Raw genomic sequence first — 19,176 nt, forward strand, 5'->3', positions numbered from 1 at the left:
AGCATAAATGCCAAACATGCGCTGCCCTTCGGGTTCTGCCTAGGGGGATAAACTCTTTGTTGCCTACATGGATGTAGGTAAGGGGCGTGAGCAGGACGCGGAAGCTTTGCTCGGTTTCTACTTATTCTTACATGGAAGTAAGTCATTAGAATAACGCAGGAGCAGTTATCGAGCCCACTAGGTTACAAACCTCGCGCCGCGATTTAATCGCCCCTAGATTGAACAAATTTCAATCCGCAAAGATCAACACGCCCTAATACTTTTATAAAACTAAGGAGCCCCATGTTTTCACTATTTAAATCAGACCCGACAAAAAAACTACGTAAAGAGTACGATGCAAAGCTTGAGCAAGGCATGCAAGCACAGCGTAAAGGCGACATTAAAAGCTACGCCATGTTAAGCGCAGAAGCCGAAAAAATCTGGAGTGAAATAGAAGCGCTTGAAGCAAAAAAGCCAGATAATACCAATCGTGTTAAGTAATTAGACATTTATAGCGACGGATAAATAGAGTGATAACAAGGCATAAATTTCGACATGTAGTTTTTCTACATGAGAAATTTATAACGCAGTTAACGCTTTATTTAGCACGCGAGAAAGGCTAAATATTTAAGTCGATTGGTATAAATATCGTGTCTGTACTGTTTTAAAAGCAGCAAGACGCGTTTAGTAAATAATTCATCACCTCGTTTTATAGCCTCCACCAGCCAAAAACCACCTTTTATAATAGGCTTGCATAAACAAATGTACTTAAAGCGGTTACTTATATTTTCGATGCAGTTTTTAGTGGCGATTAAATGATTTAAAAAAGGGGTTTGGATGTCATTTTAAATCTTTAACTGCTGTATTTACTTACTGCGCTGGCGTTTTTCCTCCTAAGTCAGAAAATGAGGACAATTTCCTCTTTTCTACCTGCCATAAAAAGAACACCCCGCCTTAAAGTTTAATGCTCGCAATGTGTTACAGGATTTGCTATTAATATTAAAAATAATTAAGAGGACATACTTTGCTCATAAAAAAAAGGAAAGTGTCCTCTGATAAAATTGTTAGGTGTACATTCAAATTATGACGGAAGCTGATAAAGAAGTAATCCAGATAATTAAGGAGTTATTTCGTAATAAAAATAAAGAACTTACGGATCCTGATGACACCCTTCAAGATTATATTGTTAAAAGTACAATTTATTTAGCTATTATTTGTATTGTCATTTTAACCCCAATACAAATATTGAGTGATGCTTCTCATATCAAAGGAATTTTGCCAAGTGTTGTTAGTTTAGCGTTCACATTTTTATTTTTACATTTAAATATAAAGTCAAAAAATCCAAGTTTAATATTATATCTTTTAACTTGGTCATCATTAATGTTGAGTATATGGCTATAGGCTAAGTACACCTAACAAGGGTTTTCAAGTCGGACAAATTACCGTTGGCTTTATGTTCGTGCCTCACTTATTTTAGCCAACTGCAATTTGCCGCTTAAAACGGCGTTATATTTCTTAAGAGAGAACTATTTGAATCAATATTTATCCACACTACTTAGTTCCATCGGTATCGATCTCGAACACTTAAAATATAAATATCTTAGTCCCCAGGAACTTACATATATCGATAAGCTGTTGGCATCTAAGAAAGATTTCGAAGGAACTTTTTATACTAATGAACATGGCGATAAATTGGAGGTGTTGCTAATGTTTCTGAATGCCCATAAGGAGGGCATAATCAATATTATGGAAGGCAAAGAGAAAAAAGATACACTAAACGAGCTATATACCTCAAGTGTAATATCAGGAAGTTATGATTGTTTTCGCTTTGATTTGTCAAAGTTTCCTCAAAGCTACACGCCTTTGAATCAAGCTTTAACCTTATATCGAATAGGTAGAGATGGTGAGTCTAAACAGGATTTAGGTTGCTCGTGGGCAAGGGAAATTGAAGGGCTTAATGCTTTTTACCATGCATCTGGAATGTCCGAATCCATGCTCAAAGCTAGGCCAGTATTCCTTATGGAAATAGATGATTCACAGGTGCTGTTCGAAGGTAATGCAAGAGAGCATGAATTAGTATTAAAGCCTAATTTTACACTCAATACATTAAAAAAGCTTGATGAAGAAAGACGAAACCGAATTAGCAGCTAAATGATCCAACGAAATATAACAAGGCGTTATGTGCCAGTACAATATGGAGTAAGCATTGATTTTTAGTGTTCAATCAAAATTATTAATTAGTGCAGGTGTTATAGCTTCCGCTTCTGCGATCTGGCACCTACTCTGTATTTTTGGTGGTCCTAGTTGGTTTGCATTTGCTCGGGCACCTCAACAAATAATCGACTCTTCGATTCAAGGAACTTTACTTGCTCCAATTGGCACAATAATCGTTGCAAGCTTAATGTTTGCTTGTACTATTTTTGCTTTTTCAGCAGTTGGTTTAATTCGCAAAGTTCCTCTGCTCAAATCAGCTTTAATTACCATTGCAATGATCTGCTTATTGCGGGGATTAATTGCTGTTCCTACATTTGTAACGTCCTCAGGTTTAGATACTTGGCAAATTGTAGCGAGTACTGTTTGGCTTTATGTTGGTATTTGTTTTTCCGCTGGTAGTATAGAACAATATAGTCTTGGTAAATTAGGCACATAGAAAACTTCTTAAACTCTTCGCCCCATTTATTAGGTCTCACTATTATTTCCCTCATACACATTTGCAGGATTTATTTGCATTAGCAGTGCTGGGTTGTCTATCGGTTTAAACCCGTATTGCGCATACAGGCCATGGGCATCAGAAGTGGCTAATAAAAAGCGCCTTAGCCCTTGCAGCTCAGGGTGCTCTACTATCGTTTTAACCAGTAACTTGCTCAGACCATTACCTTGCAAATCTGGGGTAATAAATACATCAGCCAAATAGGCAAAGGTGGCGTTGTCGGTTACTACGCGGGCAAAACCAACTTGCTCGTTATCAGCGCTGTAAACACCAAAGCACATTGAGTTATCAATCGCTTTTTGCATAACGCTTTTAGGTATTCCTTTAGCCCAATAGCTATTAACAATAAAGTTATAAATAACGTTAAAGTTAAGCTTGCTTTTATCTGTGCTTATCGTGAAATTGTGGGTATTTACAGTCATAATTTATTGTCTTTTAGTAACAAAATTTGAATCAATAATCTTTAACATTTTTTAACTGTTTATCGTGTACTTTTGAAAGCAGCAATATCGAGCAAATAGCCCCAAGTAATGCAATTCCCATATCAGATTGAGTATCCCATACGTACCCTTGCGTACCTAAAAATGCTTCTGCGTTTTCACCGCTTAACACTGCAACCCACCACTCTATTAGTTCGTAAAAAGCACTAAACGCTAAACATATCGATACAACAAACACATTTAGCCAGCCTTTACCATTTACTACGTTTTTACGTAGTAATATTTCACGCGCTAATAATGCAGGCACAAACCCTTGAAAAAAGTGCCCTACTTTATCGTAGTTGTTACGCTCACTGCCAAATAAATTATCAAACCAAGGGACTTCGGCGTAGGTGTAATGCCCGCCAACCATTAGCACAATACAATGCGCTAATATAAAGCCATATAAAATGGGGGTGAGTTTAAAATGCTTATAGCTGCTTGCCAGAAGCACTAAACCAATGATTGCGGGGATAACTTCAAGCAGCCAAGTAAACTGATCTTTTGGGTTAATTCCGGACCAAATTAATACAATAAAAAACAGGCCAAGCCATAAATACTTCATTTAGAATCCTTGTCTAAATTGATTGAATTTACAGCATTTTATATCTCTAAATCGCCCGATGCTACCGATAGTTTGTTTTAGCGGTTAATCGATTAAATACACGAGGAAAAAACCGTTTAATGGTCGGTGCCCAGCCACTTAGGCCTTTGCCAACAATCACTTCGTCTTTTTTATTATGAATTGCGAGGATCATTTTTTTAGCGGCTAGGCTTACATCCATGCCATTTTCTATTGAGTGCTCTGGCTTGTTTTGCGCTATGCCTTGCTCGTTTAACGAATTATGTGCAATGGCGGTTTTAATAGAGCCAGGGCAAATAGTTAAGCAATGAATGTTATACTCTGCAAGCTCAGCACGCAGGCAATCCATAAAGCCCACTACCGCATATTTAGAGCCTGAATAGCCCGTTCTAAATTTAGAGCCTACTTTACCCGCAACGCTACTAATAGAGACGATTGAACCGCTTTGTCTTGCTACCATACTAGGCGCCACCGCTTTAGTAAGTGCAATTAGGCCAAAATAGTTAACTTCCATCAACTGGCGGTAAACATTAAATTCGTTTTCTAAAAATAGGCTGCGCTGCGATACCCCACCGTTATTAATTAAAATATCGATAGCAGGTAATGTACTAATTAAATCAGTAACTTGAGCTAAAACAGCTTCAGGCGATGACAAATCAAGAGGCACAATAATGTGGCCATCGCCATGTAAGCTTTGTTTTAGTTCGTTAAGTTTATCAACGCTTCTGGCTGATAAAATAACCTTGGCACCCAGTGCTGCAAACTGTATTGCGAGCTCCTTGCCAATACCTGATGATGCGCCAGTGATCCACACGGTTTTATTGTTGTATTGCATGGGTTATTTGCCTTTATTATTTTATCCGCTGCTAATAGCAATCGTGTTAAGTTTTAAACGTTTATAGCGACAGATAAATGATTTATAACGTGGTTAACGCTTTATTTAGCACGCTAAAATAACTAAATATTTAAGCCGCTTAGCATTATGCCTTGGTGGGGCCTGCTATGGCGTTAACTTCATGCTCTAGCGATTTATAAAAACCCATTAAAAATAAAAACTCAACGGTTACATACAACGGGCCAATAATTAAGCCAATTAAATCATCTACAAACGCAGGCTTTTTACCCTCATAATAATGGCCAATAAACTGCAGCACCCAGCCAAATACAAACACGCCCACGCCAATACTTAACCAAGGCCAAAAAGCCATAGCAGCGATTGGCTGGGCTGCTAAAAGCAATAAGGTAAACAGTACACCCATTATTAAGCCAAGCGACACGCTCAGCATTAAGTAATACACTACGCTTGCAAAAACAAAAAGCTGCGCGCCATCAATAAGCAGGCTGCCAATGGGTATTTGAATACGCGCTAACAAGCACAGCACCGCAAATACAATAAGCGGAATGCCAAAAAAATGAGTTAAAACATTGCGTTTAGAGCGATGGTACAAACCGTATGTGCCAAGCTGTTGCTGTAGAGTTTTCATGTGTGTGCCTTTTATTGTGTTTTTTTACACTATATCAGGCTTTTAAAATATCACTCTGTCGGGGAGCCGACATTTACTGATTACAAAGTAGCTCTAAAGCAGATTGGTTTAAAATGGTCACTTTGTTATAACCGACCTCAATGAGTTGCTGCTTTGCTAATTTTTGTAGAATTTGATTGGCGGTTTGGCGTGTAAGGTAAGTCATATCAGCCAATTGCTGCTGAGACAAAGTAAACGTATGGCCATTACTATGCGCTAAATGCGCACACAATATAAGCAAGCGTTTTGCAACGCGCTGCTCGGCACTTAATAGTGCGTGATCTTCCATGCTAGTAAACATAACTCGCAATTTTTGGGCAAGGAGTAACCCAAAGTCTTGCCAATAATGCGGGTATTGTTTTAACAGTTGCTCTAGTGCACGTTGCCCAATAAAACACAGTGTTACATCGGTTTGCGCATAAACATCGTGCGTGCGCATTCCGCGGTCAAATAAAGTGACTTCGCCAAACCACAGCGAGGCGTCAACAAAGCTTAAAACAGCTTCTTTACCATTATTACTTACCCCACTAATACGCACCACACCACTTAATACAGCATAAATACCGTCGTGTTTATCACCTCGTAAAAAAAGAGATTGGTGCGCGCTAAGGCTTAAAGTTTTTGCGTGGCTTAGTAAAAACTGTTTTAAGTGTGCATCACGCTTAGAAAACCACTGCCCTTGTTCAATAATGTTACAATGTGCTTTACTTAATCCATTCATTGCATTGTGTTTATATGTGGTTGAAGCTCTATTGCCAACGACTTAGGCAAGTCTAAATTACTGGCAATAACAAAGTCGTTATACGCCTCATTACCAGAGAAAAACTCCGCAATAAGCGTTTTATTTTTATATACGTTCACTGAAACACCACTGCCCATACCACCAGCATTAATAATGTAGTAATAGTAATTGCCTTTGTTAAAAAACAAAATACTTTCGCCTACTTTCCCTATTTGACGATAGTAGCTACCAAATGGCTGCGCGGCAGTGGCCGTATACTCAAGGCCAATTTTTTGCTCAGTGCCATAACGATAAGTAATAGCTGAGTTATCATTGGCCACACACACAGACAAAATATTATCAGTGGGCTTTAGTGTATAAGTCACTTTTGCAGTTGGGTTGCGTATAACCTTTTGCATTTTTGCATTTATATACGCTGTTTCACCACGTTTACAGTGACTTGGTACAATTCCCTCTATTAGGCCTTCTACAACAAGGTGCTTTTGCTTAATAGCAGTAGCCGGTAAATTAGCGTTTTCGTTTTTAGCCACTAACGGCGTTTTACTGCTACTAAATAAACTCACTTCCTCATCGCAACCATTTAAAAAGAGTACGGGAATACAATAGCAAAAAGAGATCAATTTGAAACTCATACTAATTCCATCTAATACAACTTAACCTTAAAATAGCGGCAAAATTAAGCACTAGCAACCATTAAAAATGGTAAGTTTTATAAATCTTTTTTTTAACCATGTTATGCAAATATTGCTTTACTATTTAGTGACTTATTTAATATTTATTTACACATTAATTGGTTTATTTACGAACAATTCATAAACCAATTAATACCCGTATGTCTATTTTCAATATAGGGACAATAAACCCTCTTTTTATAATACTTAAACACAATAATTGCGGATAAATGTTGGCTTTTATTAATACAAATTCGCTTGGTTAGGTAATCTATTTTAGGTAGGAGGCGTGTTGAATTTTAGGCAAAAATTACATTGTTGAGCTTTCTTTAGCAGAACACTTTAACGTAGCAAGGTTTGCTTTGGGCTCTTTAGTATTAGCTAGAAAAGTTAGCGCATGCCTTTTAAAGGCATGCGCGGTAAATAATAAAGCGCTGTGACGCCTGAGCTAAGGCTAACCTAATCAGATGAAGAATCGTTTTCTTCACGCTTATATATGTAGGTTTGCTGCGTTTTAAAGCCAAAGCCTAATGTATCACTGTCATTTACAAGTTTAACTTTACCATCAACAACAGTTAGCCCTGGTCCGTTAATTTCAGGCGGTTTGATTGGGTTTACTGCGCCTTCACCAGTAAGGCTCGGGCCGATTAAATAAAACTGGCTTACTTGGCTAACAGGTATTGTTTCTTCGTACTCGTAGCCACCACCTGGGGTACCGTCATCTGGGTCACCATCATCAGGTGTTGGCACATCACATAATCCATTATTATTAGCATCTATACATGAGTCGCCTTCACCAAAATACAACTGAGCGGTGTCGGGTACATCGTAGCTGGTAGTAAATTTAAGTTGGTCGTACACTTTTGTGCCATAGTGCAAATGAAAAGCGTACATTGCACCACCGCCCCCTGTTAAAGAGCACTGATTTTTATCAGACTCTAGTGCAGGTGTAAACGATGTATAATAAGCTACGCCTCCTACTACGGTGGCTGCAGCCAATGATTTTTCACCATTACTTAGCTCATATCGCCACCCTTTAAAGCCTGCTAAATCAGCTTCAAGTTCTACAAACTCATCTACATTATCTAGTGCATTGCCAAATGGGTCGTCATTCATAAGCATTAATTCACTTGGCACTATGGGCTCTGGCGTATTTTGTGAATCGAAGGTTTTAGTTACGGTTTGTTCATCGCGAATCATGTAAAGATGATCTTGCTCATTGGTTGCAAGCGGATTTGAGCGATTACCACTGCCTATCACGATTGCATCGTAAGGCGTATCTAATCGTGTGGTTATTTCTTCACCGCCATAGCTCGTTTTGCTTACTTTACTAAACATAGTACGTGCCACTAGTGGCTTGTAAAAAAAGCGTCGGTCTTGCGTTGCTAATGAACTGCCAAGCTCTGCTAATTTGTAATGAGAAAAACTATTTTTGTCAGAGCCTGGCATATCCACACGCCAAATATTACCCCCCGTATCGGTGGCATATAAACGGTCAATGTAACCATCATAATCTGAGTCAAGCGTTGCTATATCAGCAGCTATACTGTGCTTACCTTGGAAATTGTTATCCTCGGGCGTTAACGCCCATACTCTTTCGCCAGTTTTAGCCTTAACAATGTAAATTCCCGTGCCTGATCCATCCTCGCTACGAATCGCGTTGTCTTTGTTTGTATCGTATCCGCCACCAAATACCAGTAAAGGCTCATCTCCAAACGCTTTAATATAGGCTATTTGTGGTTTTGACCAGGTTTGAGCTAGGTATTCAAACCCATCTGAGCCGCCTACAATAGGCTTACTCCAAAGCTGTTTTGGCTTATCTGGTGAGCTAATATCAAGTGCATAATAGTTTTTACCCCCGCGGCGCATGCCAGCAAATGCCCATACTTCATCACCTTTAGTGGCATCTATTACTCCGTCATTTAAGCCGTCACTGTTTAAACTTTTATTGTTAAAAAACACACTAATAGGCCCATCCATACCATACACTTTAGTATTGGCTTGATTTGTACGAAGCGCAGGTATGTTTTTTAACAGCTCAGCAGGCATAAACGCCCACTCCTCTTCAATGCTGTTACCTTTATCGTTAAACATGTGTAAAAAGCCAGCATTAGTGCCCACTAAAATACGTATGTTGCCATCACCATAATCAATAGATACCGGCTTAGAATGCAAAGGATCACCAAAAATATTGGCACGCTGATCTACTGATGAGCTATCGCTATCTTCGTTATCTACATCCATGCCTCTTGCCCAATTAATATCATTGCGCGAGATAGCAATATCAGTACCCGGTATGATGCCACCTATGGCGTCTGACACTATATTTAAAATTTCTTTAACTCTATCAAAGGTAAAATCAACAATACTACCGTCCGAATCTATATACAGTTTGCGGCTTTGTGAGTCTAAGCTTGAAAGTAAGTAGTTTACGCCGCCTTGTGCGACTAAATTACCATCGGCCGGTTTATTTGAAGGTAGCCAAAACGTGCGAGCGTCTTCTTTAATTAAGCCGTCATCACCTATTGCCTCACGGCCTGTGGAGTCAACTATGTTAGAGCCCGACATAACTAATTTTTTTAAATTGCCGCCCCAACGAGCCCCGGTCTCAGGATAGAACATAGCAAAATAGATTGCTTCTCGGCTGCGGGTTTGGTCAACGTTATTACTGGCAACCGTAGGCGATGAAAAGCTATCGTTTACTTCGCGTATTCTAGAAATAGTATTATTTAATGCTTCAGAGAGCTCTGCTGAGGTATCTGCGTGAAGGTACTCGCCACCACCTAGTTCAGCAGTTTTTTCAAGAAGCGTTTTACCTTTGCTACTCATGCCACTACCAAAACCAATAGTAAATACGCGGCCTGTGTCTGCCACTTCCGGTGTGTCTTCGTAAAGATCTATTTCAACATCTTGTGTACCATGAATTATTTGCGCTAATACCGCTAAATAACTGTTACTTGTTTTACTTGGGTTATAACCAAATTTTTGCTTGTATAAATCTTTAATATCGTCATTGCGGTTATTATCCTGAGTAGGGTCGCCGTCGGTCATTAATATTAAATTTATAGAATTATCACAGCGCTCTTGCGAACCATATGCCTGTCTAAACGGCGATATATAATCAGGGGGCGTTAAAGGGTTGTCATTGTTCTCTACACTAAAGTCACGTTGATTGGTATTTTGTCCATACCAAACGGTTTGGCCTGTCATATAAAGGTAGGCTTCCCATAAGGTTTCTGTAACGGGGGTGTTACCGCTAGCAGGTAGCTTTTCAATTTGGCCTAAAATAGTGTCATGTGATGAGCCTAAACCAGCCATAATATAACCACCGTTGTTACCATTAAAACGCATTAAACCAAAGTCAATGGCGCTATTATCATTAACCAGTTGGGTCATGGCATCTTTAGCTGCATCTATTTTTTTAGGTCCGTTGTAAGGAAGCTTACTTCCCATACTTCCGGAGGTATCAAAAATAATCACAACACGGGGGTTTTCATCGGTTTCTACGTTATGGTTTACGTATAGCTCTATATCTTCGGCGATTACAGAGAGGCTAACAGTTGCTGCAAAAAAAGATGCAACAATGCGATTGAAGGTAAGTTTCATTTTAAATCCTTTTATCTGCGCTAAAATCACGCAGTTCCATTAAAAGTGCAGTTACTTATTTATTTTTAGTTTTAATTAGAAAAATGCACAAAACAGCTAAATGCCATTAAACATAAACTTATTTACAAAGATTAATATTAACTGAATTTGCTATATGTTAAGTACTTTAATGAAAATAGGCGTAAATATAAAGAAATTTAATACCCTTAGAGCATTTTATATACGCATCGCCATTAGCAAAATATCCTGCTTTTAAAAACAATTAACTCTGTGATTCTGGGTTAACCTTACTTGCAATGGTGTTATTACCATATTTTAAGTTTAAAACCCCCTATTAAAATAGGTATTTAAGTGAGGATACACGTTAAACCCGCTTAAAAATTAACAACTCACATTGGTTAATTTCAAAAATAAAAACTAAAAAGCCCCCGCGAGTTTATAAACTCGCAGGGGCTTTTTAAGTGCTAAGTAATAAATTTATAACGATAAATCTTCTTTAGCACGCGTTAAATTATGAGATACCAGTGAGTTTTTAGAGATTTGATACGCTTCGTATAAATCTGAAAGGCCTGCGGTGTCTTTTTTGGCCATCATGCGGGCTACACCACGGTTACTTAATGCAAACGATGTAAGTTCGCGTACTTTTAAACGTGGGCCACGGCTTTCTTTTAATAAGGCAATTGCTTGTGTACAAATGGCTTCAGCTTCTGTGTAGTTTTTAGATTCTACATTAAGTGCACAGCTATTAAATGGCTGTTCAAACTCCGGCGCTGCTGTTACAGAATCTTCAATAACCATTAATTTGTAGTCACTTTGATCAGCCATTGCAGCAGCTGAGCAAGTTAATAATGAGCCAAGAGCGATGGTTTTTAAAAGTGTACGTTTCATGATTATCTTCCTGTTTGGTTAGTCGTACTTATTGGCGACAACTTAACTTTAGATAATTCTGAGCGCAGCGACAAACGATAAAAACAAACTCAATAAATGAGAAATACTAACTTATAGACTTAGCTTACCCTTCTTCTACAGCAGAAGATTGGCCGACTAAAAGCTATAAATAAACCTAAACAAACTCAACAATTTACACAATGGTTACCTATTGCCAAAAAAGCATTAGTGTTGTAACTTTGTTAATTGACCCAATATTTACAAGGATTGTCATGATTAAAAAAACAAAAAATATAGTTTTATCTAGCTCATTTTTATTATTATGTGCATGTGGGGGCTCCTCAGAAAACGAAGGCGATATTATAAGTTCCGACCCTGCAGTATGTGCTAGTCAAACAGCACAAAACGAAGCCCTTTGGGACTACCTTCAAACAGATTACCTTTGGAGTGAACAGCTAAATACCTCAACAAACCCATCTACATTTGACTCATTAAGCGATTTAATGACCGAAGTTAAATCGCAAGTAGAATTAGATAAATACAGTTATGTAGTCACTGCGCAAGAATATGAAGACCGATACCTTAACGCGAGTTATTTTGGTTATGGTTTAGCAAACAAAATAGAATCTAACGGTCTTCTTGTAAAGTATGTATTTGACGATGGTAATGCAGCAGCTATGGGGTTAACCAGAGGCTCATTAATCACCAAAATGAATGGCGTAAATATTGAAGAAGCAATAACCAACAATACGTTTGACTACGATGCCTTATTGGGGCCTGAAGAAGAAGGCTATACAGTAGACGTAACATGGATAGATTTAAACGGTGAAGAACAAACCGGCACTATGGCACGCGCAACGGTTAGCACAAACACTATTCTAGACGCCCGCATATTAGAATCTAATACAGGTAAGGTTGGCTACCTGGCCTTTAATAGCTTTATTGAACGCAGTGCCCCAGACTTAGATGACGCATTTTCGTTATTCGAGCAAGAGGGCGTTTCAGAGCTAGTACTTGATTTACGCTATAACGGCGGCGGTTACCTTAATGTAGCTAAACAACTAGCAAGCCAAATTGCTGCTGAGAACGTGCTTGGCAAGCCTATGTTTAATTACGAATATAATAAAAACCGTGAAACTAACAGCGTAGATTTCGAGTTAAATAATAATCAACCACGCCTAAATTTACCTCGTGTAGTAATACTTACCACTGAACAAACATTGTCTGCCAGCGAAGTGGTAATAAATGCGCTAGAACCTTACATTGATGTTCAAGTAGTTGGCACAAGCACAGGAGGAAAGCCTGTTGGCATGGATATTAATCAACTTTGTGACCACGTTGTGTTTGCCATAAACTTTAAAATGACTAACTCAGCTGGCTATGGTGATTACTTTGATGGTTTACCTGCAGATTGTTACGCCGAAGATACCATTAATTCTGATTGGGGCGATACCAAAGATCCTCTTCTAAGCGAGGCTCTATACTTGTTAACTAATAATAGTTGCTCAACAACTCAAACAAGCCAGTTACATAAACAAAAATCGCTTTATAACAATTTTGGTCTATTCGATAAAAACACGATATAACCCTTTTAATTGCATACAAAAAAAGCCGATGCAGGGTTATCCCTTCATCGGCTTTTTTATCGCGTTATAAAACGTTTTTATAAAGATAAATCTTCTTTAGCACGCGTTAAATTATGAGATACCAATGAGTTTTTAGAGATTTGATACGCTTCGTATAAATCTGAAAGGCCTGCGGTGTCTTTTTTGGCCATCATGCGGGCTACACCACGGTTACTTAATGCAAACGATGTAAGTTCGCGTACTTTTAAACGTGGGCCACGGCTTTCTTTTAATAAGGCAATTGCTTGTGTACAAATGGCTTCAGCTTCTGTGTAATTTTTAGATTCTACATTAAGTGCACAGCTATTAAATGGCTGTTCAAACTCTGGTGCGGCTGTTACAGAATCTTCAATAACCATTAATTTGTAGTCACTTTGAGCAGCCATTGCAGCAGCTGAGCAAGTTAATAATGAGCCAAGAGCGATGGTTTTTAAAAGTGTACGTTTCATGATTATCTTCCTGTTTGGTTAGTCGTGCTTGTTGCCGACAACTTAACTTTAGATAAATCCTCTTGCCCCGACAAACGATAAAAACAAACCTAATAAGTGAGAAAATCTAACTTATAGACTTTAGTCTAATGCCTGCTTTAAATAGCGTTTCTTTCACTTTCAAAAAATACAGCAAAAACAAGTGAGTTAACAACGTTGGCAGCTAATCAGTAAAGACCCATCCATACATAAAACTGAGTTAGTTAGCAGTTAACTTTTTATGTGGGTTTAAAAAAAACATTTTTTTCCACCCTTGGCTTTGCGTTGTAAAAAGCCACGGCATAGGCATAAGCGATAATATAGAATAATGCACATGAGGTTGCTTTCCTGCGGCATTACCGGTATCGCCCAGTAAGCCAATTTGACTGTTTATGCTAACTACATCCCCTGCACTTACATGGTAGTCATTTAAATGTGCAAAATAATGCACGCGCCATTTTGCACCAAGTACCGCAACCACTTTGCCACCTCGGTTTAGTTCACCTGAAAAAATAACAATACCGCTTGTTGCAGCAACCACAGGCGTGTTTTTAGCGCCAAAAATATCAACTCCTTTATGCACACCCGAGCGCCCCCACGGCTCATACCAAAACGTATTGTGGTTCCAATCCTTACTTGTAGCGCCTTGCACAGGAACTACTAGCTTCTCAGGAATGAGTAAACCCACTATTAATAAAATTATAACTGCGCCCAAAGTCCACTTTAGTAGTTTCAATGCATTACCTTTGCTGTGAATAGTCATTAAATTATTAATTACAATACCTGAACGCCTAGTGAGTATTGTTAGAACGAAACACTTTTTTTACGTGAACTAAACTCATTAATTTTAATACAGGTTTTATTATTAATTGCGCACTGCCAGCTATAAAAAGCCAGGTACCGCTTTCAACTAATGACTCATTTAAAAAGAAAAAGCTACCAATTAAAAACCACACCGCAATTAAAAAATCGTTAACTGCGCCTAATGCTTCATAACGGCGTTGGATAGTAATATGCTCTTGTCCTAAGTCTAAATTAAGCTGATTTTTGCTGGAGCCCATCAATACTACTCACTCTTTTTTACTGTGTAATTGAAAAACTGTTTTCACTAGCATCTAATACCAATTCGCTTAATTAAGTATTATTACGCATTGGTATAGGCTTATTTGCATAATACAATAGCAAAAAACACACAATAAAAAACGCTGCCTGATATATCAGCCAGCGTTTTTATTGGTGTAGAGTCTTTATAGCTAAAACTCACTATTACTTGTATATTTAATTGTTTATTTTTGGTCTTTTTCTAAACGTTTTTTAAGACTTAAAGCCGCATCTGCCGCTAATAATCGCATAAATTCAGAACCATTGCTTTGCTCGCCCTGCCCTGCACCTATTACAATTTCAGGCACTAAGCGACTTTTTCCTAAACTATTGAATAAAGCAGTTTGAATTTTCACCTCAGCTTTTAATGTTTCATCAAACACATATTTAGGATCAAGCGCTGCTGATTTAGCACGTAAGCGTGCCTCAGCTAACACATCCATACCTAGTGCTTCTAAACGCTGTTGCTTTAATATCTCTTCTTGCTCTTTAGCCAACTCAGCTTTTACAGCTACACGTTGCTGAGCAGAAATAATAGCATTCGCTTTAATACGCTCGGCATCGATTTGCTCTTTAATTTTAAGCTTTTCAGACTCTGCCCGCTGCTTTGCTATAGCTTGTTCGCCTAAGGCAACTTCTGTACGCGCTTGTTGCTCTGCTTTTTTAAGATTTTGACGTGCCAAGGCTTCATCTGCAGCCGCTTGCTTTTGCGCTTCTAAGCGCGCGTTTACTTTACTTTCGTAGTCAATATCAATAATACTTGCATCTACAACAGTAATACCATACGCACCTAAAATCGGCGCATTACGCAGCGGTTTACCCTCTTTATCAGATTTAATATTTACCGTTACACGCTGCTGTTTACTTAAGCTACCTAGTTCATCGCTTTTATCCCGCTCACCGCTGCTGATTATTTGCTCAGTAACAAAAATACCATTAGTAAGTTGATCAGAGAAGTCTTGGCTAAGTTGCCCGTTTCCACCAGAATAATGCTGCTCAACCGACATCATACGCGCCGACGCTTTAACGTTTTCTGTAGTAGCACGCATAAGTAAATTAGATATAAGCGTATCTTGCGAACCAAACTCTTCGTGTATTTTTAGTAATCCACGTAATTCACCTTTTTCAGTGGCTGGTACATTGCCTGGCAACCTAAAGCGCGATACACCACGTGCACCACCGGTTGTTGTATCCAAAAAGCGTATTGGAATAAGAGGTACAATTGCACTCGCAGTCGCGTTTTCGTCACCCGTAAAGTTAATCGATATAACCTTTTTATAAGCAGATGTAGTGCCAAATGCTTTTAAGTATGGGCCAGCTTGGTTAATAACCGTTAACTTTCCGGTAAACGCCGATTGATGAACTAAACGCTCGTCAGCTTCGTTCCAAGAAATAACTTGTGAAGTAAGCGTTGCTATAACAGCCAACACAACCACTATTGATGTTACTAAAATGACATTTCGGCGGCCAAAACGACCTATAAATGATTGTGACTTTTCTTCTGGAACCGCTTTTTTATCGCTATCCATTTTCATTACTCTCCATGTTTAGTTTTTTCTTAACAAAGTAAATAATTTCTTGCTCGCTTAAATGCGCACAAAAACTACCTGAGCGATGCAATTCTATAAATGTTGCAAGGATCTCTTCTTTGCCTTTTATTTTTTTATGTTTATCTGCTTGGGCTTGGTTTTTATCCGTAAGTTGAGTAATAAGCTCATCTACAATGGTGTCTTTATCAAACAGCACATTGTATTCCTTAGTTTTTCTTACTCGGTTTTTGCGTATATTGCTATAAATAACATAAATAGCTAAACACAAAATAATAACCAATGTACTCAACCCAACAATATAGAAAATCATATAACCTGCTTATATTTAGTTGAATGATTACGTCAATAACAGGTGTTATAAATCAATAACAAATGTTAACTCATTAATTTTACAGAAACCTCGTATAAAAAACAGGTAAAAGTAATAATTCCAAAAATAAAGCTTTCTAAAACGGGCTTTCTCGCTTTTAAATTTACATGTGAGTTTTATAAAAAAATTTTATTACACGCACAAAAAAGCCCCTACCTAATATAAATCGGTAGGGGCTTTTTTGTGACTCTCGCTAATTAAATTGCTTTATAAGGCAAGCTCTTCTTTAGCGCGAGTTAAGTTATGAGACACTAATGTGTTTTCAGAGATTTGTACTGCTTCGTATAAATCAGCTAATGCTGCTGTATCGTTATGCGCTTTTAAACGTGCAACGCCACGGTTGCTTAACGCGTACGATGTAAGCTGGCGTACTTTAAATTTAGGGCCTTGTGCATCTTTTAATAGTGCAATGGCTTTAGTACAAATTTCTTCAGCTTGAGCGTAATTTTTAGATTTAACGTTAAGTGCACAGCTATTGAATGACTCTTCAAGTGGCAATGGTGCAGTAGCGGTTTTGATAACCATTAGTTTGTAGTCACTTGAATCAGCCATTACAGCTGCTGAGCAAGTTAGTAATGAGCCAAGAGCGATGGTTTTTAAAAGTGTACGTTTCATGGTTTGCCTTTCCTAATTAAGTTAGTCGTGCTTGTTGCCGACAACTGAACTTTAGAGTAATAGCTCAGCGCCGACAAACGAGAAAAACAAACTCAATAAGTGAAGAAAATTAACCTATAGACTTTAGTCTAATATACGTACAAATTTAAATGTTTAACAGCGTGTAAACCAGCGTAATTACTGCTTGTTTTGAAAAAGGTTTTAAAACGAGTGTTATGGAGTAGCTACACAAACAAGCCAGTGCTCTGTACAAAAATCAGTCTTTAAAATTTATTTTGTTTTTATGCTTTTCGCGACTTTTCCTACGCTCAAGCCCTGCACTAAAATTGAAAAAACCACCACCGCATAAGTTAAAGCCAATAATATATTACGCTGCGATCCATCAGGTAACTGCAACACCAGTGCCACCGAAATACCGCCACGTAACCCTCCCCAGGTTAACACTTTCCATGCACCGCTGGGCAGCTCGAGCTGTTTATTAAAAATAGTTGTTGTTAGGCCAACCACAATAAGACGTGCGCATAGCGCAATTAAAATGGTTAAAACGCCCGCCACCAGCAAATTAGCTGAGTACACAATCATTACCACTTCAAGGCCAATTAGCACAAATAAAATGGCATTTAAAATTTCATCAATTAGCTCCCAAAACAAATCAACATAGTGGCGTGTTTTATCACTCATAGCTAAATTACGGCCATGATTACCCACCATTAATCCCACCATAACCATCGCAAGTGGCCCCGATAAGTGCCAGTGACTCGCCAATGCATAACCGCCTATAACACCCGCTAGCGTAAGTAATACTTCTTCTTGGTAGCTATCTATTGCTTTTAATAAATAATTTAAAGCACCGCCTAATATTAAACCAAATATTATACCGCCCCCCGCTTCAACAGCGAGTGTATGAGCCACTGAGTATGTAGTTGGCATATCACCACTGGTTAAAATTCCTAATAAAAGCGCAAATACCACCACGCCTATACCATCATTAAATAGCGACTCCCCCGCTATTACGGTTTCAATACTTTTAGGCGCACCAGCAGAGCGTAAAATACCCATCACCGCTATCGGATCGGTTGGCGAAATCAACGCACCAAATAATAAACACCATATAAACGATAAATTAAATCCCAATAAAGGCACTACTACATATAACGCTGTAGCAATAATCACTGTTGAAACTAGCGTACCCACACACGCTAAAATACCTATGGGTAATTTATAACGTCTTAAGTCACTTACATTAACGTGCAGCGCCCCAGCAAAAAGCAGCATTGAGAGCATGCCGTCGAGCAATACATGAGTAAAATTGAGTTGATCAAGTAGGCTTACTTCGTAATCAATAAGTTCATCAAACCCTAAAAAGCCCAAAAATATGGCCGCAATAGACACTAAAAGCGAAATAACCATCACCCCAATGGTGGTTGGTAGGCCAATAAACCGATGATTTATATAAGCAAGTAATGCGGTTATAGATAAAAAAATCGCGCTAACTTCAAATATACTCAACGTACTCGTGACATCCATAATCTAGCTCTCTTAAATTTAAAGCCTAATAGGTAGTTTCCACTTTTATGATTTGCACTTTTTAACCGTGCAACGCAAAAAGCCCATGTTAAGAATAAACCTAACATGGGCTTTTTATACACTGGCTTAATTAAAGCATGTTTAGTGCTTTTTTATAGCGCAAGCTCTTCTTTAGCAAGTGTTAAATTATGCGATACCATTGTACTGTTAGACATTTGCGCTGCCTCGTACAAATCAGCAATGGCTGCTGTGTCATTATTTGATTTTAAGCGCGCAACACCTCGGTTACTTAACGCGAATGACGTAAGTTGGCGTACTTTAAATTTAGGGCCGTCTGCATCTTTTAAAAGTGCAATTGCTTTTGTACAAATTGCTTCAGCCTCTGCATAGTTTTTTGACTTAACATTCAGTGCGCAACTATTAAATGACTGCTCAATTGGCTGCGGTGCAGTCGCTTGTTCGATAACCATTAATTTGTAGTCACTTGTATCAGCCATTACAGCAGCTGAGCAAGTTAATAAAGAGCCAAGAGCGATGGTTTTGATAAGTGAGCTTTTCATGATTATATTCCTGTTGAGTTAGTCGTGCTTGTTGCCGACAATTCAACTTTAGAGAATTAACACAAAACCGACAAACGATTAAAACAAAACCAATAAGTGAAGAAAATTAACTTATAGACTTTAGTCTAATGCCAAATTACTAATTTAGGGCAATTAGTATTTATACAATCAGTAACCGAA

General features: G+C 38.3%; 21 protein-coding genes. 5 read left to right on the forward strand and 16 right to left on the reverse strand.

All coding sequences use genetic code 11. The features are described 5' to 3' along the window. Positions 1-282: 282 nt before the first annotated feature. The 4 genes from PSH48_RS03810 to PSH48_RS03825 all read left to right on the forward strand — a co-directional run bounded on the left by PSH48_RS03810 (position 283) and on the right by PSH48_RS03825 (position 2,629). Entirely contained in the window at positions 283-480 is a 198-nt protein-coding gene (locus PSH48_RS03810; protein WP_024033426.1) for a DUF6435 family protein, read from the forward strand. 582 nt (positions 481-1,062) lie between these two features. Further along, entirely contained in the window at positions 1,063-1,380 is a 318-nt protein-coding gene (locus PSH48_RS03815; protein ID WP_273605049.1) for a hypothetical protein, read from the forward strand. A gap of 129 nt (positions 1,381-1,509) precedes the next feature. Continuing rightward, positions 1,510-2,130 carry a hypothetical protein gene (locus tag PSH48_RS03820; RefSeq protein WP_096042554.1) on the forward strand — a complete coding sequence of 207 codons (621 nt, stop codon included), beginning with the start codon at positions 1,510-1,512 and terminating at the stop codon, positions 2,128-2,130. A gap of 55 nt (positions 2,131-2,185) precedes the next feature. Further along, entirely contained in the window at positions 2,186-2,629 is a 444-nt protein-coding gene (locus PSH48_RS03825; protein ID WP_248442105.1) for a hypothetical protein, read from the forward strand. Between the two features lie 29 nt (positions 2,630-2,658). On the opposite strand, the gene PSH48_RS03830 is transcribed toward PSH48_RS03825, so the two are convergent. The 8 genes from PSH48_RS03830 to PSH48_RS03865 all read right to left on the reverse strand — a co-directional run bounded on the left by PSH48_RS03830 (position 2,659) and on the right by PSH48_RS03865 (position 11,181). Further along, positions 2,659-3,111, reverse strand: a complete 453-nt coding sequence (locus PSH48_RS03830; protein ID WP_096041545.1) for a GNAT family N-acetyltransferase — start codon at positions 3,109-3,111, stop codon at positions 2,659-2,661. Between the two features lie 31 nt (positions 3,112-3,142). Then, positions 3,143-3,733, reverse strand: coding sequence for a DUF2238 domain-containing protein (locus PSH48_RS03835; protein WP_054983966.1), 591 nt, complete (start codon positions 3,731-3,733; stop codon positions 3,143-3,145). A gap of 61 nt (positions 3,734-3,794) precedes the next feature. Continuing rightward, a complete protein-coding gene (locus PSH48_RS03840) occupies positions 3,795-4,586 on the reverse strand; it encodes an SDR family oxidoreductase (protein ID WP_273610931.1) in 792 nt (263 codons plus the stop codon). A gap of 145 nt (positions 4,587-4,731) precedes the next feature. Continuing rightward, entirely contained in the window at positions 4,732-5,235 is a 504-nt protein-coding gene (locus tag PSH48_RS03845; protein WP_064384970.1) for an Mpo1 family 2-hydroxy fatty acid dioxygenase, read from the reverse strand. Between the two features lie 73 nt (positions 5,236-5,308). Next, positions 5,309-5,995 carry a Crp/Fnr family transcriptional regulator gene (locus PSH48_RS03850; RefSeq protein WP_054983963.1) on the reverse strand — a complete coding sequence of 229 codons (687 nt, stop codon included), beginning with the start codon at positions 5,993-5,995 and terminating at the stop codon, positions 5,309-5,311. Beyond that, positions 5,992-6,648, reverse strand: coding sequence for a hypothetical protein (locus tag PSH48_RS03855; protein ID WP_029772248.1), 657 nt, complete (start codon positions 6,646-6,648; stop codon positions 5,992-5,994). Before PSH48_RS03855 ends, PSH48_RS03850 begins: the two co-directional genes overlap by 4 nt. A gap of 498 nt (positions 6,649-7,146) precedes the next feature. Beyond that, positions 7,147-10,293, reverse strand: a complete 3,147-nt coding sequence (locus PSH48_RS03860) for a pilus assembly protein (protein ID WP_273610932.1) — start codon at positions 10,291-10,293, stop codon at positions 7,147-7,149. A 477-nt stretch (positions 10,294-10,770) separates the two neighbouring features. Then, positions 10,771-11,181, reverse strand: a complete 411-nt coding sequence (locus PSH48_RS03865; RefSeq protein WP_004587208.1) for a hypothetical protein — start codon at positions 11,179-11,181, stop codon at positions 10,771-10,773. A gap of 272 nt (positions 11,182-11,453) precedes the next feature. Between PSH48_RS03865 and PSH48_RS03870 the strand changes: the two genes are divergently transcribed. Further along, entirely contained in the window at positions 11,454-12,767 is a 1,314-nt protein-coding gene (locus PSH48_RS03870; RefSeq protein ID WP_273610933.1) for a S41 family peptidase, read from the forward strand. A gap of 77 nt (positions 12,768-12,844) precedes the next feature. On the opposite strand, the gene PSH48_RS03875 is transcribed toward PSH48_RS03870, so the two are convergent. From PSH48_RS03875 to PSH48_RS03910, 8 genes are all read right to left on the reverse strand, one after another. Further along, positions 12,845-13,255, reverse strand: coding sequence for a hypothetical protein (locus tag PSH48_RS03875; protein ID WP_273607923.1), 411 nt, complete (start codon positions 13,253-13,255; stop codon positions 12,845-12,847). Between the two features lie 238 nt (positions 13,256-13,493). Next, on the reverse strand, positions 13,494-14,009 hold the full coding sequence (locus PSH48_RS03880; protein ID WP_443197866.1) for a M23 family metallopeptidase: 516 nt from the start codon (positions 14,007-14,009) through the stop codon (positions 13,494-13,496). 55 nt (positions 14,010-14,064) lie between these two features. After that, positions 14,065-14,334: a YrhK family protein gene (locus tag PSH48_RS03885; protein ID WP_004587206.1), complete on the reverse strand. Its 270-nt coding sequence runs from the start codon at positions 14,332-14,334 to the stop codon at positions 14,065-14,067. A 225-nt stretch (positions 14,335-14,559) separates the two neighbouring features. Then, on the reverse strand, positions 14,560-15,903 hold the full coding sequence (locus PSH48_RS03890) for an SPFH domain-containing protein (RefSeq protein WP_004587205.1): 1,344 nt from the start codon (positions 15,901-15,903) through the stop codon (positions 14,560-14,562). Then, positions 15,896-16,234, reverse strand: a complete 339-nt coding sequence (locus tag PSH48_RS03895; protein WP_039972209.1) for a hypothetical protein — start codon at positions 16,232-16,234, stop codon at positions 15,896-15,898. Before PSH48_RS03895 ends, PSH48_RS03890 begins: the two co-directional genes overlap by 8 nt. A 267-nt stretch (positions 16,235-16,501) precedes the next feature. Continuing rightward, positions 16,502-16,909, reverse strand: coding sequence for a hypothetical protein (locus tag PSH48_RS03900; protein WP_004587203.1), 408 nt, complete (start codon positions 16,907-16,909; stop codon positions 16,502-16,504). A gap of 270 nt (positions 16,910-17,179) precedes the next feature. Then, positions 17,180-18,436, reverse strand: a complete 1,257-nt coding sequence (locus PSH48_RS03905) for a cation:proton antiporter (RefSeq protein ID WP_273610934.1) — start codon at positions 18,434-18,436, stop codon at positions 17,180-17,182. 152 nt (positions 18,437-18,588) lie between these two features. Beyond that, on the reverse strand, positions 18,589-18,996 hold the full coding sequence (locus PSH48_RS03910; RefSeq protein ID WP_004587201.1) for a hypothetical protein: 408 nt from the start codon (positions 18,994-18,996) through the stop codon (positions 18,589-18,591). Positions 18,997-19,176: the final 180 nt, after the last annotated feature.

It is taken from the genome of Pseudoalteromonas sp. Angola-4 (assembly GCF_028599265.1).
Classification (GTDB): Bacteria; Pseudomonadota; Gammaproteobacteria; order Enterobacterales; family Alteromonadaceae; genus Pseudoalteromonas; species Pseudoalteromonas atlantica.